The sequence below is a fragment of the Amycolatopsis albispora genome (assembly GCF_003312875.1).
GTDB lineage: Bacteria > Actinomycetota > Actinomycetes > Mycobacteriales > Pseudonocardiaceae > Amycolatopsis > Amycolatopsis albispora.
Window position 1 is genome coordinate 2420549 of the sequence record NZ_CP015163.1, and the last position, 14550, is coordinate 2435098.

At 71.0% G+C, this 14550-nt stretch carries 18 protein-coding genes and 1 riboswitch; of the genes, 9 read left to right on the top strand and 9 right to left on the bottom strand.

From position 1 onward, the window contains the following. Positions 1–7: 7 nt before the first annotated feature. Together A4R43_RS11250 and A4R43_RS11255 are read right to left on the bottom strand one after the other, a co-directional pair. The gene (locus A4R43_RS11250) at positions 8–646 is read right to left on the bottom strand and encodes a DUF3558 domain-containing protein (protein WP_113692289.1); all 639 of its coding nucleotides are present in this window, start codon (positions 644–646) and stop codon (positions 8–10) included. 7 nt (positions 647–653) lie between these two features. Beyond that, the gene (locus tag A4R43_RS11255) at positions 654–1058 is read right to left on the bottom strand and encodes a hypothetical protein (protein WP_113692290.1); all 405 of its coding nucleotides are present in this window, start codon (positions 1056–1058) and stop codon (positions 654–656) included. Positions 1059–1231: 173 nt separating this feature from the next. On the opposite strand from A4R43_RS11255, the gene A4R43_RS11260 reads away from it, so the two are divergent. The 6 genes from A4R43_RS11260 (at position 1232) to A4R43_RS11285 (ending at position 6970) form a co-directional block, all read left to right on the top strand. Further along, complete coding sequence (locus A4R43_RS11260; protein WP_113692291.1) at positions 1232–1831, top strand: TetR/AcrR family transcriptional regulator; 600 nt, start codon at positions 1232–1234, stop codon at positions 1829–1831. Positions 1832–1843: 12 nt separating this feature from the next. After that, complete coding sequence (locus tag A4R43_RS11265; protein WP_113692292.1) at positions 1844–2422, top strand: TIGR03086 family metal-binding protein; 579 nt, start codon at positions 1844–1846, stop codon at positions 2420–2422. Positions 2423–2633: 211 nt separating this feature from the next. Then, complete coding sequence (locus A4R43_RS11270; RefSeq protein WP_113692293.1) at positions 2634–4007, top strand: hemolysin family protein; 1374 nt, start codon at positions 2634–2636, stop codon at positions 4005–4007. Continuing rightward, complete coding sequence (locus tag A4R43_RS11275) at positions 4004–5053, top strand: hemolysin family protein (RefSeq protein WP_113692294.1); 1050 nt, start codon at positions 4004–4006, stop codon at positions 5051–5053. Before A4R43_RS11270 ends, A4R43_RS11275 begins: the two co-directional genes overlap by 4 nt. After that, entirely contained in the window at positions 5050–5955 is a 906-nt protein-coding gene (locus tag A4R43_RS11280) for a 3-methyladenine DNA glycosylase (RefSeq protein WP_113692295.1), read from the top strand. The genes A4R43_RS11275 and A4R43_RS11280 overlap by 4 nt, the downstream gene beginning before the upstream one ends. A gap of 304 nt (positions 5956–6259) precedes the next feature. Next, on the top strand, positions 6260–6970 hold the full coding sequence (locus A4R43_RS11285) for a hypothetical protein (RefSeq protein ID WP_236808910.1): 711 nt from the start codon (positions 6260–6262) through the stop codon (positions 6968–6970). 4 nt (positions 6971–6974) lie between these two features. On the opposite strand, the gene A4R43_RS11290 is transcribed toward A4R43_RS11285, so the two are convergent. Next, positions 6975–7700 carry an aldo/keto reductase gene (locus tag A4R43_RS11290; RefSeq protein WP_113692296.1) on the bottom strand — a complete coding sequence of 242 codons (726 nt, stop codon included), beginning with the start codon at positions 7698–7700 and terminating at the stop codon, positions 6975–6977. Positions 7701–7816: 116 nt separating this feature from the next. Between A4R43_RS11290 and A4R43_RS11295 the strand changes: the two genes are divergently transcribed. Further along, entirely contained in the window at positions 7817–9019 is a 1203-nt protein-coding gene (locus A4R43_RS11295; protein WP_113692297.1) for an MFS transporter, read from the top strand. On the opposite strand, the gene A4R43_RS11300 is transcribed toward A4R43_RS11295, so the two are convergent. Then, positions 8990–9802, bottom strand: coding sequence for a helix-turn-helix domain-containing protein (locus tag A4R43_RS11300; protein ID WP_113692298.1), 813 nt, complete (start codon positions 9800–9802; stop codon positions 8990–8992). The two genes, A4R43_RS11295 and A4R43_RS11300, sit on opposite strands and share 30 nt — an antisense overlap. 106 nt (positions 9803–9908) lie before the next feature. On the opposite strand from A4R43_RS11300, the gene A4R43_RS11305 reads away from it, so the two are divergent. Next, positions 9909–10265, top strand: coding sequence for a nuclear transport factor 2 family protein (locus A4R43_RS11305; protein WP_113692299.1), 357 nt, complete (start codon positions 9909–9911; stop codon positions 10263–10265). Positions 10266–10407: 142 nt separating this feature from the next. Continuing rightward, a riboswitch (glycine riboswitch) is annotated at positions 10408–10509 on the bottom strand. A gap of 42 nt (positions 10510–10551) precedes the next feature. Here A4R43_RS11305 and A4R43_RS11310 read toward each other — a convergent pair. Beyond that, positions 10552–11118 carry a MerR family transcriptional regulator gene (locus A4R43_RS11310; RefSeq protein WP_113692300.1) on the bottom strand — a complete coding sequence of 189 codons (567 nt, stop codon included), beginning with the start codon at positions 11116–11118 and terminating at the stop codon, positions 10552–10554. A gap of 201 nt (positions 11119–11319) precedes the next feature. Between A4R43_RS11310 and A4R43_RS11315 the strand changes: the two genes are divergently transcribed. After that, the gene (locus A4R43_RS11315; RefSeq protein ID WP_113692301.1) at positions 11320–11952 is read left to right on the top strand and encodes a TetR/AcrR family transcriptional regulator; all 633 of its coding nucleotides are present in this window, start codon (positions 11320–11322) and stop codon (positions 11950–11952) included. 129 nt (positions 11953–12081) lie between these two features. Here A4R43_RS11315 and A4R43_RS11320 read toward each other — a convergent pair whose 3' ends face one another. The 4 genes from A4R43_RS11320 to gcvH form a co-directional block, all read right to left on the bottom strand. Further along, positions 12082–12555: a bifunctional nuclease family protein gene (locus tag A4R43_RS11320; RefSeq protein ID WP_113692302.1), complete on the bottom strand. Its 474-nt coding sequence runs from the start codon at positions 12553–12555 to the stop codon at positions 12082–12084. A 245-nt stretch (positions 12556–12800) separates the two neighbouring features. Beyond that, positions 12801–13550, bottom strand: coding sequence for a transcriptional regulator FtsR (gene ftsR, locus A4R43_RS11325; RefSeq protein ID WP_162788408.1), 750 nt, complete (start codon positions 13548–13550; stop codon positions 12801–12803). Then, positions 13547–14011, bottom strand: a complete 465-nt coding sequence (garA, locus tag A4R43_RS11330) for a glycogen accumulation regulator GarA (RefSeq protein WP_113692303.1) — start codon at positions 14009–14011, stop codon at positions 13547–13549. Before garA ends, ftsR begins: the two co-directional genes overlap by 4 nt. A gap of 120 nt (positions 14012–14131) precedes the next feature. Beyond that, complete coding sequence (gcvH, locus tag A4R43_RS11335; protein WP_113692304.1) at positions 14132–14515, bottom strand: glycine cleavage system protein GcvH; 384 nt, start codon at positions 14513–14515, stop codon at positions 14132–14134. Positions 14516–14550 lie beyond the last annotated feature (35 nt).

The following is a 14550-nucleotide window of genomic DNA, read 5'->3' on the forward strand; positions in this document are numbered from 1 at the left end:
GCTCACCTCAGGCGCCCCCTTTCAGCGTGTCGATCACGATTCCGGCGACCCGTACCGAGTTTTCGCAGGAGTCCTGCGCACCCTGGTACCCCAGGCTGGTCACCGTGAAGGTCAGGTCGTCGGCGATGCCGACGGCGAGGCCGCAGTTGCCGGTGGCGCGGCGGTCCGACTGCCCGGCGAAGTAGGCGGGATATCCGCCGATGTCCTCGGTCTGCTCCAGGAACCCGAGCTGGCGGCTCTGCTTGGCCTTCTCCAAGCCGGCCACGCCGCCGATGCCGCTGTCCCGGTTGCCGGTCTGCACCTGGACGGTCATGCCGACGCCGGGCTCGGCGCCGCTCCAGTGGCAGCTGGGCCCGGCGAGCACCTTGGCCACGTCGTCCTCGGTTTTGGGCTCCCCGGGCTCGGTGTACCCGGCGGCGGCGAGCTTCGGCAGCGGCGTCAGCTCGCACGGGTTGCCCAGGTACGGGCTCACGTCCAGCGGGTTGGCGATCTTCGGCCCGCCGGGCTGGTCCGCGGCCGAAGAACCGGTGGCCCCGGTGGACGCCGCCGGTTCGGCCGGACGGGGATTGCCCCCGGTTTCCCCGGAGCACGCGGCGAGCGAGGCCGCCACGGCGACGAGGAGGGTCGTGGCTGTCAGCTTGTTCACGCGGTGCCTACTCGGCTGTCCTGAGCGCCTGTGCCTTCGCCTCGTCGGCGGCCACCGTCGCTTCCTTGGCCGCCTTCAGCTTCTTCACGTACTCCTGCGCGTACTTGAGCATCGACTCGTTCTGCGAGCGCAGCGCCTCGATCGAGTTGATCCCGGCGTCGACGTAGCCGACGCTCGCCTCGTCCGGCGCGGGCGGGGTGAAGCCCCACGAGATGTCCTCGATGATCTTGGCGTCGTCGACCAGCTTGTCCGCCTCGGCTTCCCAGAGGCCGATCACGGCTTCGAGCTCCTCGGCGTCCATTTCGAACGAACCGCCCGCGCCACCCGGCGCGGGAGCGGGCGCGTCCTTGGCGAGGCTGTCGCCCCAGACCTTGCTCACCGCGGCGCTGGCCGCACCGCCTACGTCGAACATCCGCTCTCTCCCCATGTCGCACTGTCGCAACAACCGCGAAAACACGCCTTTGACGCAGCAGACTAGTCCAGGGTTCCCCCACTGGGCGGGAAATCCGCCGGGTCCGCCCCGCCCGAGTCACAGTACGTACGTACGGATTGCGAAGGCACTACCCCTGGTGACAGGATCGGACGATGCCACGGGTCAGTCAGGACCATCTCGACGCTCGCCGGCGCCAGATCCTGGACGGCGCACGGGTGTGCTTCGCGCGCTACGGGTACGAGGGTGCCACGGTACGGCGGCTCGAGGAAGCCACCGGGCTCTCGCGCGGCGCGATCTTCCACCACTTCCGCGACAAGGAGTCCCTGTTCCTCGCGCTCGCCGAGGACGACGCGGTCCGCATGGCCCAGGTGGTCGCCGACCAGGGCCTGGTGCAGGTCATGCGCGACCTGCTCACCGAGGGCAGCGCGCACCCGGCCGACTGGCTCGGCACCCGGCTCGAGCTCTCGCGCCGCCTGCGCACCGATCCCGAGTTCCGCGCGCGCTGGGCCGAGCGCTCCGACCAGCTCACCAGGGCGACCCGCGAGCGCCTGCTGCGCCAGCACGAAGCGGGCAAGCTGCGGGACGACGTGGACGTCGACGTGCTCACCGCGTTCCTGGAACTGGTGCTCGAAGGGCTCGTCTCGCACCTGGCGATGGGCCTGCCCGCCGACCACCTCACCCCGGTGCTGGACCTGGTCGAGGAGACCGTGCGCGTGCACCACCGGAACCCTGCGGGCGCCGCGCGGCCGTGATGGACTCGGAGCATGGACTTTCTCGACGCGCACGCTGAAGCACTCCGCGGGTTCGACGACCTCGTCCACCGCATCGGCCGCGACCAGTGGGCCGATCCGACGCCGTGTACCGAGTGGACGGTCCGCGACCTGCTCGGGCACCTGGTCTACGAGCAGCTGTGGGCGCCCGACCTGCTCGGCGGCGCCACCGTCGAGCAGGTCGGCGACCGCTACGACGGCGACCAGCTGGGCGACGACCCGGTCCGGCGCTGGGAAACCGCCTCCCGCGCGGCCCGCCGCGCCTTCGAGCAGGCCACCCGCGAGACGGTGCACGTCTCGTTCGGTGAGATCCCGCTCGAGGACTACGGCTGGCAGATGACCGGCGACCTCGCGGTGCACGGCTGGGACCTCGCGGTGGGCATCGGCGCGGACTACCGCATCGGCGACGAACTGGCCGAGGACCTGCTCGCCGAGCTGGGACCGCAGGTGTCCGGCTGGCAGGGCGGCGGGATCTTCGCCGAGCCGGTGGACGTCGGCTCCGACGCCACGCCGTCGGACCGGCTGGTCGCCCTGCTCGGGCGCGATCCGGGGCTCACCCGCGCCCGGCTGTGAGCGGCGGCACCCTTCTGAGCAGGCAGATCCGGCCGTCACTCGCACGTTCGGCCCAACCGGCCGGTATCATCTACCCCACGTGACAACCCCTCCCGAGGAGAGACCCTTCCGTGCGCGACGCGCCGTCACCTGGTGACAGTACTGAGCCGGGTGGCACACCCGGCTTTCCCGATCCCCTCCCCATCGGCCCGCGACGCACCGCCGGAGTCCGATGATGGAAATCCTGCTCGCGATCCTCGGCGTGGTCTTCGTGGTGGTGCTGACCATCGGCACCGGCCTGGCCGTCGCCGCCGAGTTCTCGCTCACCGCGCTCGAGCGCAGCACCGTCGAGGCCAATGTCCGCCAGGTCGGTGACAAGAAGTCGAAAACCCTGCTGGAAGCCCACCGGACGCTGTCGTTCCAGCTCTCCGGCGCGCAGGTGGCCATCACGCTGACCACGCTGGTCACCGGGTACGTGGCCGAACCGCTGATCGGTGACCTGATCGAACCACCGCTGACCGCCTTCGGCCTGCCACCCGCGGCGGCCGCCGCCGTCTCGGTGGTGCTCGCGCTGGTGATCGCCACCTCGCTGTCGATGGTGCTCGGCGAGATGATGCCGAAGAACCTCGCCATCGCCCGCCCGCTGCAGACCGGGCGCGCGGTGGCCGGTTACCACTCGCGGTTCTCGAAGACCTTCAAGTGGCTCATCACGCTGATGAACAACAGCGCGAACTGGGTGGTGCGCAAGTTCGGCGTCGAGCCGCAGGAGGAACTGCGCTCGGCGCGCTCACCGCAGGAGCTGGGCTCGATCGTGCGCTCCAGCGCGGAGAGCGGCACGCTCGACACCGCCACCGCCGAGTTGCTGGACAAGTCGCTGCGCTTCGGCGACCGCACGGCCGACGAGCTGATGACCCCGCGTGTGCAGGTCGAGTCGCTGACCGTGGACGACGCGATCAGCGACCTGATCGCGCTGTCGCGGCGCACCGGGTTCTCCCGGTTCCCCGTCTACAACGAGGATCTCGACGACGTGCAGGGCGCGGTGCACGTCAAGCAGGCGTTCACCGTGCCGCAGGCCGAGCGCGACTCCGTGCGCATCGGCTCGGTGATGCGGCCGGTGCCGACCGTGCCCGAGTCGCTGCCGGGCGACGCGCTGCTGAACCGCCTGCGGGACTCGCGCTTCCAGCTCGCCATCGTGGTCGACGAGTACGGCGGCACCGCCGGGCTGGTCACCCTGGAGGACGTGGTCGAGGAGATCATCGGCGACGTGCTCGACGAGCACGACGACCGCGAGGAGCCGTCGTCGCGGCAGCTCGGCGCGGACAACTGGGTGGTGTCCGGGCAGCTGCGGGCCGACGAGGTCCGCGAGATCACCGGGTTCCGCATGCCGGAGGGCGACTACGAGACGATCGCGGGCCTGGTGCTCGAACGCCTCGGCCGCATCCCCGGCCCCGGTGACTCGGCCGACGTCGACGACTGGCGGCTCACCGTGCACACGATGGACCGGCTGCGCATCGCCGAGATCAGCGTGCACCCGATCACCGGCAAGGCCGGACCGGCGGGCGGCGCCACCGCCGCCGCTTCGCCCCGGGTGGAGGTGTCCAGGTGAACGACTGGGTCGCCATCTCGCTGATCGGCCTGCTGCTGCTGGCCAACGCCTTCTTCGTGGGTGCGGAGTTCGCGCTCATCTCCTCCCGGCGCGACCGCCTGGAGGCGCTCGCCGAGCAGGGCACCACGCGTGCCCGCATCGTGATCAACGCCAGCAAGCAGGTGTCGCAGATGCTGGCCGGCGCGCAGCTCGGCATCACCATCTGCTCGCTGCTGCTGCTCCAGTTCGGCGAACCGGCGGTGGCGCACCAGCTGGAGGCCGCCTTCGGCGCGATCGGACTGCCGCTGCCCGGGTACGTGCTCCACCCGATCGCGTTCGCCTTCGCGCTGACCGTGATGACCATCCTGCACGTGCTGATCGGCGAGATGGTGCCGAAGAACCTGGCCATCGCCGATCCCGAGCGGCTGGCGCTGTGGCTGGTCCCGGTGCACGTGGCCTGGGTGAAGCTGGCCAACCCGTTCATCTGGCTGCTGAACACCGTCGCCAACGCCGGGCTGCGCGTGCTCAAGGTGGAGCCGAAGGACGAGCTGGAAACGGCCTACACCTCCGCCGAACTCGCCGAGCTGCTCAGCGAGTCGCGCCGCGAAGGGCTGCTGGAGCAGTCGGAGCACCAGCGGCTGAGCCAGACGCTGTCGTCGGTCCGCAAGACCGTGGCCGATGTGCTGGTGCCGGTGCCCGAGCTGACCACGCTGCCCGCTTCGCCGACCGTCGGCGACGTGGAGCAGGCCGTGTCGAGCACCGGTTTCTCCCGCTTCCCGGTGCTGGACAGCGAAGGCGGGCTCGCCGGGTACATCCACGTCAAGGACATCCTGGAGCTGGTCGGCGAACCGGCCGGGACGAAGGTGCCGCCGTCGAAGACGCGGCCGCTGAGCGAGGTCCCGGCGGAGGCGAAGCTGGACAGCGCGCTGTCGGTGATGCGCCGCGAACGGGGCCACCTCGCCAGGGCACTGGGCGCGGATGGCACCGTGGTCGGCGTGGTGGCGCTGGAGGACCTGGTCGAGGAGTACGTGGGCACCGTGCGGGACGGCACGCACGTGACGGCATGAGCGAGCCGGTGATCCTCGCCGAGCCGGAGTGGCTGGCTCGCGAGGAAGCCCACGTCACGCGCATGCGGAAGTGGACGGTGCCGCACGCCGGACGCCGGTCGCGCGGGGAGAAGCACCCGGTGCTGGACTTCCTGTTCACCTACTACTCGCACCGGCCGTCGCACGTCGAGCGGTGGCAGCCGGGCTTCGGCGTGGTGCTCGCCGGTGACGCGGCGAAGCGGTTCCTCCAGCGGCGCGGCTACCACGAGACGCCCGACGGTGTCGCCGTCGATCCGGCGGAGTTCACCCCGGCACGCGAGCGGACCGCCCGGTACGTCTCGTCGCTGCTGGAGGCGACGGCGTCGCGTGCGCCGCGGCTGAGCTGCTTCGGGCTGCACGAGTGGGCGATGGTCTACCGCCAGCCGCACGACGAGGTGCGGCACGCCCAGCTACCCCTGCGGCTGGGCAGCCGCGGCACCGACGAAGTGGTGGAATCACTAGAGGTCAGGTGCGGCCACTTCGACGCGTTCCGCTTCTTCACGCCCGACGCCGTGCCCCGCAACACGCTCTCGCCGACCCGCGAGACGCAGCGCGAGTCCGAGCAGCCCGGCTGCCTGCACGCGAACATGGACCTGTTCAAATGGGCGTACAAACTCGGCCCATTCGTGCCTGCCGAGCTGATCGGCGACTGTTTCGAACTGGCGGCCGACATCCGCGAGCTGGACATGCGCGCGAGTCCTTACGATTTGTCCCCGCTCGGTTACCCAGCGGTGCCGATCGAAACGGCGGCGGGGCGGGCCGAATACGCCAGGGCACAGGCCGCTTTCGCGCGACGCGCCGCCCCGCTGCGGGCTCGCCTGATCGAGTGCAGCAACACACTATTGTCCGGTTGTACCGATGCTGGCAGGCTGTGCGACAACTGAGCGTCATCACATTTCCCGAACAGATTACGTCTGTTAGAGTGATAACGTTTTGGTTGCATACTGAGAGCGTCCAAGTATCAGACGAGAAAGGCACACGATGGGGCGACACAGCTTGGTCGAGGACCCGGCTCCGGAACCCCCTCACGGCAGACCGTCCGGCCATCGTTCCCCCGCGAACCGGACGTCCGCTCCCCGGACCACACCTCCTCGTAACACTCCCCGGACACCTCCCGCGGCCCCCCGAACCACCCGCCGCGCCCCGGATTCCCCGCCCTCCGGTTACTTCACCCCGGCCCCGGCGCCCGTGCAGGGCCCGGAGCGCAACGCCGTCACCACCGGCAGCCACCAAGCCATCCGCACCACCGGCAGCCACCAGGCCATCAGCGGCACCGGCAGCCACAAGACCGTCAGCGGCACCGGCAGCCACCGCGCGATCGGGAAGACCCGGCGCCGCGTGGCCAAGTGGCCGATCGCCTGCCTGGTGCTGGTCGCCCTGATCGGCCTCGGCTGGCTGGGCTGGGGCTGGGCCAGCGGTGAGCTGAGCAGCCGCGCCGAAGCGCAGGCCGCCAGCTGCGCCGAAGGCGACGCGAGCCTGCGCGTGATCGTGACCCCGAGCGCGGAGGCGCCGGCCAAGGCCGCCGCGACCCGCTGGAACGACGCGAAGACCGTGGTGCACGGGCACTGCGTCAACATCACCGTGGACGCGATGGCCTCGCAGCGGGTGCTCGACGCACTGCTCGGCCAGAGCGAGCTGAGCTCCATCCGCGGCATGCCCGCCGCGTGGCTGCCGGAATCCTCGTGGTGGATCAGCGAGCTGACCACCAAGAAGCCCGAGCTGATCGGTTCCCCGCCGCAGTCGGTGGCTTCGGCGCGGTCGGCGGACTACCCGTACATCGGGCTGTCCGGCAACGGCGTGGACGACGTGCAGAAGCGGGCCGCGCAGACCTTCCGCGGCTTCCTCACCGAACCCGCGCAGCAGGCGGACTTCGCGGCCGCCGGGCTCAAGGCGACCTGAGTCCTCAGGTCCCTTCCAGTTCGGCGATCACCGCGAGGTCGTCGGCGGCGAGCTCGAAGTCGAACACGCCCAGCTGCTCGGCGAGCAGGGTGGCCGGGGCGGGCCCGACCACCACGGCGTGCCCGAGTTCGAGCTGCCAGCGCAACACCAGCTGCGCCGGGCTCTTGCCGTACTTGGCGGCCAGCCCGCGCAGCACCCCGGGCAGCGCGCCCGGCCCGACCGGGTCGGCGGCGACGGTGACGATGCCGTGCTCGGCGTGCAGCGCGCGCAGTTCGGCACGCGGTTCCCTCGGGTGCAGTTCGAGCCGGTGCGCCGCGGGCACGCCGACGGTCTCGACGAACCGGCGCAGGGCGTCGGCGCTGAGCCCGGCCACCCCGAGCGCGCGCACCAGGCCGTCGGCCTGTGCCTGCTCCAGTTCCCGCCACGCCTGCGGGGTCGGCCGTTCGAGCAGCACCAGGTCGATCCGGTCGGTGCCGAGCATGCGCAGCGCCGAAGCCAGCGCGGCGGCGGTCCCGGTGCCCGGCAGGGTCAGGGTGACAAAAACCTCCCCGCGCGGCAGTTCGCGGATCGCCTCGCCCGCCCCGGATTCACCCGAGGGCCGGACGTTCACGGCGCGGTACCCGGCGGCGAGCGCCTGGCGCACCGAACCGGCGACGGCGTCCGGTGGCAGCGCGCCGGCGTCGAAGCTGATCAGCGGGAGCGGGACCTCGTTGTGCAGCGCGATGCTCACCAAGTTTCCTCACTGGGTTCGCTGGGTGACCGGCCGGCGGGGGCTCCCGCTGCGACAATCCTCTCACCTGCGCCGCGGAGCGTGCCCGGCGGCGCGCGCACTGCGACGATGATCAGGTGCCCGTCCCCCGCCCCGCGACCACCGGGCTGGCGCTGGTCGTTCTCGCCTCGCTCGCCGTGCACCTGGTCACCTTCCTGATCCGGCCGGTGGCCTCCTACCGGGTGCTCGCGCTCGGCGGTGACGCCACCGCGGTCGGGCTGGTGGCCGCGGCGGGCGCGCTGCTGCCGGTGTTCCTGGCGCTGCCGATGGGCCGGGCCGCCGATCGCGGCGGCATGGGCGGGCTGCTCACCGCGGGCGGGCTGGCCATGACCACCGGCGCGCTCGGCCTCGCCTTCGCCGGCACGCTGCCGCTGATGGCCGCCGGGAACGTGGTGATCGGGGTCGGGCAGCTCGCGCTGATGCTGGCCTTCCAGGGCCTGGTCGCCGAGCTTTCCCCGCCGGAGCACCAGGACCGCAACTTCGGCTGGTTCACCGCGGCGGCCTCGGTGGGCCAGCTGATCGGCCCGCTCACCGGTGGCTGGGTGATCAGCTCGGCGTCAGCGGGCTCGATGGTCGCCGAGACACGCGAGGCATTCCTGCTCGCCACCGGCCTCGGTGTGGTGATCACCCTGCTCTGCCTCGCGCTGGCGTGGACGCTGAAAGGCTTGGCGCACCAGAAGAAGAACGGCGACCGGAGAGTCCACAAGGGATCGACGGCGGCCCTGCTGCGCAATCGCAGGCTGCTGGTGGCGATCTTCACCAGCTTCGCCGTGATGTCCAGTGTGGACGTTCTCACCGCGTACCTTCCGGTGCTGGGCGAGGATCGCGGGCTCAGCCCGGCCGTGGTCGGTGTGCTGCTGGCGGTGCGCGCCGGGTTCTCCTTCCTGTCCCGGCTGCTGATCCCGCTGCTGGTGGGCCGGTTCGGCAGGCTCGCGGTGCTGGTGGTCAGCGGCGGGCTGGCCGGGATCTGCGTGGTGGCACTGGTTTTCACCGGCGGCTTCTGGCCGCTGGCCGCGCTGATGGCGGTGCTCGGCCTGGCACTCGGGCTCGGTCAGCCGCTGACCATGACCTGGACCGTGCGCGAGGCGCCGGACAACCTGCGCTCCACCGCGCTCGGCCTGCGGCTGACCGGCAACCGGGTGGCGCAGGCGGCGGCCCCGGCCGCGGCGGGCGCGGTGTCCGGGCTGGTCGGCGTGGCCGGGCCGTTCCTGCTGATCGCGCTGCTGCTGTTCGCCTCCACGGCCACCGTGTTACCCGGCTGGCGCGCCGAGCGGGGCTGACCGGAGCACCTCGGCGGTGTGCGCGTCCGCCGGGAAGAACGCCTCGATCGACAACTCGGCGAGCGTCACGTCCAGCGGCGTGCCGAAGGTCGCCACCGTGCTGAGGAAGGCCAGTTCGGTGTCGCCGTGCCGCAGCCGCAGCGGCACCACGAGGTCACCCGGCTTCGGCACCTCGACCTCGGGAACCACGTCGTGGCAAGGATATTCGCGCAGTTCGGCGAGCAGTTCGGACAGTTCGGGGTCGGCCGTGGCGGCCACCTCGCGCCGCAGCCTGCCGAGCAGGTGCGCGCGCCACTCCCCCAGGTTCGCGATGCGCGGTGCCATGCCGTCCGGGTGCAGCGTCGCCCGCAGCACGTTCACCGGGCCGTCCAGCAGTTCCGGCGCCACCCCGGCGATCAGCAGCGCCACGCTGGCGTTGGCGTCGACCATGGTCCAGCGCCGGTCGACGACCACCGCCGGATAGGGCTCGTGCGCGGTGAGCAGCCGCCGGACCGCCTCGCGCGCGGCGGTCATCTCGGGCGCGTCGAGCCCGCTTTCCGAGTACACCGGGGCGAATCCGGCGGCGAGCAGCAGCTGGTTGCGTTCACGCAGCGGTACGTCGAGGTGCTCACCGAGGCGGAGCACCATGTCGCGGCTGGGCGCCGAGCGCCCGGTCTCGACGAAGCTCAGGTGGCGTGTGGAGATGTCCGCCGAGATGGCCAGGTCGAGCTGGCTGATCCGGCGCCGGTCCCGCCATTCACGCAGGAGTTCGCCCACCGGGCGGGAAGCAGTCGCTGTGGTCACGCTTCGACGTTACGGCCGGGCGCGCGCCGCGGCCATTACTTCCCGGGTAATCGACGCGCCGCGCGGCGGCGGGAATGGTGGGTGCCAGCCAACCCGAGGAGTGATCATGACCGACTTCACCGCACTCGCCGAGCGTTACCTCGCCGCCTGGAACGCCACCGGCACCGAGCGCCGCGCGCTGATCGAAGAGCTGTTCACCGAAGACGCGAGCTACACCGACCCGCTCGGCGCGGTGACCGGCTGGGACGACATCGAGAAGTTCTTCGCCGGCGCGGCCGAGCAGTTCGCCGGGCTGCGGTTCACCCTGCACGGGCCGGTGGACGGCCACCACGACATCGCCCGGTTCACCTGGCACCTCGGCCCCGAGGGCGGGGAACCGCTGGTGATCGGGTTCGACGTGCTGGTGGCCGAAAACGACCGGATCGCCCGCGTGCACGGCTTCCTGGACAAGGTGCCGGGCTGAGCGCGCACGGGCGGGGATGGAGCCTCCCCCTCTGTCCCTGCCCGGTTCCGGGCGCCTGAGAGGTTCACCCGCGAGTCCACGGGCTTGCACCTTCGGCGGGGCCGCGCGGTGAGTGGCCGCCGGCCCGCTTTCCAGAGGCGTCTCCCCATGCGCGGTCCTGGGTGCCTGAGAGTTTCCGGGGAGGAGTTGCTCCTTCGGCGCCGGGCGAGGCGATTGGCCGCCCGGTCTCTCCCGCGCTGGGTCAACGACTACGGCGCAGAGATTAGCAACTCACCCACCGCGGCGATCAACCGGTCCGGCGGGCGTTGCGCCGCTGGGTCAGCTCGTCCGGCTGGACCGTCTCGATCACGCCGCCGTCGGCCCGTTCGGCCGGGAACTCGTGGATGGTGCCGCTGATCTCCTGCATGGCGCCGCTGACCGCGATGCCGAACACGCCCTGCCCGCCCTGCAGTAAATCGACGATCTCCTCGGGCGAGGTGCACTCGTAGACGGTGGTGCCGTCGGAGAACAAGGTCACCTTCGCCAGGTCACGGACGCCGCGTTCACGCAGGTGCTCCACCGCGACCCGGATGTTCTGCAGCGAGACGCCGGTGTCCAGCAGCCGCTTGACGATCTTGAGGACCAGGATGTCCTTGAACGAGTACAGCCGCTGCGAGCCGGAGCCGTGCGCGGTGCGGATGCTCGGCGCGACCAGCTTCGTCCTGGCCCAGTAGTCCAGCTGGCGATAGGTGATGCCGGCGATCTGGCAGGCCGCGGGCCCGCGGTAGCCGACCAGTTCGTCGGGCAGGGACGCGTCGGGAAAGAGCTCACCTTGCTCGCCGTCGGTCACCTCGAACGACCTTCCCTCGACCACCCATGCCTCCCCTCGCCCGGCCGTTGCGGGCCGGCAAACATGACCTGGTGGATCACTTGCCTCGAACGGCGTAATCACACCGTCGCGATTCACCTGTAGTTGACGGTAAGCCGGGCCGGGGAGCCGGTCAACGCGACGCGCGGCCGGTCCGGCCAAAGGTTGAACCTTGCCCGATTTACTCAGCCGTGTTAATTTTTACTCATGCAGGTAAACGAGGGCTCCCAGCCGGAACTGGGACTGTCCGTGACCGAAGCGGCACGGCGCGCGCAGATCATCCAGGCCACCATCGAGGTGATCGCCCGGCTCGGCTTCGCGAAGGCGTCGTTCGCCCGCATCGTCGAGCACGCCGGGCTGAGCAGCACGCGGATGATCTCCTACCACTTCGGCTCGAAGGAGGAGCTGATGAGCGCGACCATCGGCACGATCACGCAGCTCAAGGACGAGTTCATGACCGAGCGGCTGGCCGGCGACCGGACCAGGGCGGGCATGCTGCGCGGGTTCATCGAGTCGGAGGTGGCCTTCGCGGCCGCGCACCCGGAGTTCCAGCGGGCGATGAACGAGATCCTCGGCCAGGTGTGGGGTGGCGAGGAGGGTGGCGGCCACATGTTCCACGAGGCGGTGCTGCGGGACATGCGGGTCGGCCGCATCGAACGGCAGCTGCGGCAGGGCCAGGCCGAAGGCGCGTTCGGCGAGTTCGACGTGGAGGTGATGGCGCTGAGCATCCGCCAAGCGCTCGACGGGCTGGCGGACCGCCTGGTCCGCGAACCCGAGCTGGACGCGGAACGCTACGGCCGCGAACTGGCCAACCTCTTCGAAAAGGCGACCAGCCCCTGATCGCCAGGGACCCACCGCGAGGTCGCGCCGGTCTTTGGCGCGAGGTGCGTCAGGTCGCCCCAGCGGCCTGGCGTGCCTCGCTCCAGAGACCGGCTCAAAAGCGACCTCGCCGTCGCGCCGGAGGCGCGACTATGTATCCGCGCCTCGGAAGTCTTCGGGGGAGACGGAGTCGAGGAACTCGCGGAACTTCTCCACCTCGTCCTCCTGCTCGTCGGGGATGATCAGCCCGGCCTCCTCCAGCACCGCGTCCTCGGCGTGGATCGGCACCCCGACGCGCAGCGCCAGTGCCACCGAGTCGCTGGGCCTGGCCGACACGCGGATGTCGCCGTCGAAGACGAGTTCGGCGAAGAAGGTGCCTTCGCGCAGGTCGGTGATGACCACCTGCTCAAGTTCCCGGCCGAGGGCGCCGATGACCTCTTTGAGGAGGTCGTGGGTCAGTGGCCGGGCCGGGCGCACACCCTGTTGCTCCAGGGCGATGGCGGTGGCCTCGACCGAGCCGATCCAGATCGGCAGGTACCGCTCTCCTTCGGTCTCCCGCAGCAACAAGATCGGCTGGTTCGCGGGCAGTTCGACCCGCACGCCGACGACGCGCATCTCGCTCATCGGGTTCGCCTCCCTAACCTGCACACGGGCCGCACGCTGTGCCAAGGGTCCCGCATCGCCACCCTCGACGCTACCCGTCTTCCGGACGCTGTGCTCGCTCTACCTTCGCGCCCGCCTCGCGGGCTTCTCCAACCGTACGGCATCGGGGTCCCCGCGTTCAGCCACGGATTCGGCGCCGGGCCGTCCGGGCACCTCCGCACGACGCTCAACGCGACCCGGGACAAGATCATTCCCGCCGGTCCGGGCTAACCGCCGGTCACCCCGCGGATACCCGCTTTGACCAGCAGGGTGTGCAGCGTGACCGACAGCGCCGCCAGCTCGCGGACCACCTCGTCGGCCCGCGCCTTCGCGGCCGCGTCGCGCTGCCGGTAGACCGGCGTAACAATTTGCTCCAGGAGGCCGACCTCCCGGTCCGCGGACGCCCGGAACGCCCTCAGGTGCCGGGGTTCGATGCCGTACTCGGTCATCGCCCGCACCGTTTTCGCCACCAGCACGGCATCCGGGTCGTAGAAGCCAGCCGCACCGGGCCGGACCAGGCCGTACTGCTGGAGCTCGGCCAGCGTGGCGGCGTCGATCCCGGACTGCGCGAGCAGTTCCTCCTGGGTCAGCCGCACCGGGCGCGCCGGGGCGAAGTCCTCCGGCGACGGCAGCCCGCGCTCGCCGCCCGGCCCGCCGAGCGAGACGAGCTTGCGCGGCGGCCGCGGCGCCGGCCCCGGCAGCTCGGCACCGCGGTCGGCGGCGTCGAGCTGCTCCTTGATCACCTTCAGCGGCAGGTAGTGGTCACGCTGCGCGGACAGCACGAAGCGCAGCCGCTCCACGTCCGCCGCGGCGAACTGCCGGTAACCGGACGGCGTCCGGCCGGGCTGCACCAGCCCCTCCGACTCGAGGAACCGGATCTTGGAGATGGTCACATCGGGGAAGTCACCGCGCAGCTGCGCCAGCACCGCCCCGATGCTCAGACCGTCTGGACGGCCCTGCCGCCCGGCAGCCGTCACCGCGCCCCCTGGCCCCCGTGCCCCGGGCCGGTCAGGAAGACGAGGCGGAACTTGCCGATCTGGACCTCGTCGCCCCCGGCGAGCACGGCCTGGTCGACCGGCTCACGGTTGACGTAGGTGCCGTTGAGGCTGCCCACGTCGATCACCACGAACTCCCCGCCCTCGCGGCGGAACTCGGCGTGCCGCCGCGAAACCGTGACGTCGTCGAGGAAGATGTCGCTGTCGGGGTGGCGGCCGGCGCTGGTGGTGTCGCGGTCCAGCAGGAAGCGCGAGCCCGCGTTCGGGCCGCGCTTGACGACCAGCAGGGCCGAACCGGCCGGCAGTGCGTCGATGCCCGCGACCGGGGGCTCCGGCGCCTGGGCTTCCTGTCCCTCGACCTCGGCGAGGAAGTCGGCCCGGAAGACGGAGGTCCGCTCCGGAGACTGCTCCGGGGGAACGCCGGGCCCGTCGTTCGTGCTCACCTGAGCTCTCCTTACGCACTGAAAGGTTTTCTTCGAAACGTGTGCAGCCCAACGTACCGTGCCTGATCGATTCGGCCCCTGGTGGGCTCCCCCAACCGGCGGCGCGGGCGGGTGCGGCGCTCAGCCGTTGGTCAGGCGCTGGTAGGCGTCGGCGTCGAGCAGGCTGTCCGGGGTGGCCGAACCGCTCAGCTTGAGCTCGATCAGCCAGCCCTCGCCGTAGGGGTCGCTGTTGATCAGCTCGGGCGAGTCGGCCACCGCGTCGTTGACCGCGACCACCTCACCGTCCAGCGGGGCGAACAGCTCGGACACGCTCTTGGTGGATTCGACCTCGCCGAAGGTCTCCCCCGCGGTCACCGTCAGCCCGACCTCGGGCAGGTCCACGAAAACCACGTCGCCGAGCTGGTCCTGGGCGTACTCGGTGATACCGACGCGCACCGACTCCCCGTCGCGCACGGCCACCCACTCGTGCTCCTCGGTGTAGCGCAGTTCCTCCGGAGTGGACAACGCCGTTCCCCTTTCTCACCACCGGCTTGCGGAGG

Bases quoted from the DNA above. Each gene is read 5' to 3' on its own strand.
- A4R43_RS11270 (WP_113692293.1), top strand. From the start codon at position 2,634: ATGATGGAAATCCTGCTCGCGATCCTCGGCGTGGTCTTCGTGGTGGTG.
- A4R43_RS11260 (WP_113692291.1), top strand. From the start codon at position 1,232: ATGCCACGGGTCAGTCAGGACCATCTCGACGCTCGCCGGCGCCAGATC.
- A4R43_RS11280 (WP_113692295.1), top strand. From the start codon at position 5,050: ATGAGCGAGCCGGTGATCCTCGCCGAGCCGGAGTGGCTGGCTCGCGAG.
- A4R43_RS11265 (WP_113692292.1), top strand. From the start codon at position 1,844: ATGGACTTTCTCGACGCGCACGCTGAAGCACTCCGCGGGTTCGACGAC.
- A4R43_RS11255 (WP_113692290.1), bottom strand. From the start codon at position 1,058: ATGTTCGACGTAGGCGGTGCGGCCAGCGCCGCGGTGAGCAAGGTCTGG.
- A4R43_RS11320 (WP_113692302.1), bottom strand. From the start codon at position 12,555: ATGAGCGAGATGCGCGTCGTCGGCGTGCGGGTCGAACTGCCCGCGAAC.
- A4R43_RS11315 (WP_113692301.1), top strand. From the start codon at position 11,320: ATGCAGGTAAACGAGGGCTCCCAGCCGGAACTGGGACTGTCCGTGACC.
- A4R43_RS11305 (WP_113692299.1), top strand. From the start codon at position 9,909: ATGACCGACTTCACCGCACTCGCCGAGCGTTACCTCGCCGCCTGGAAC.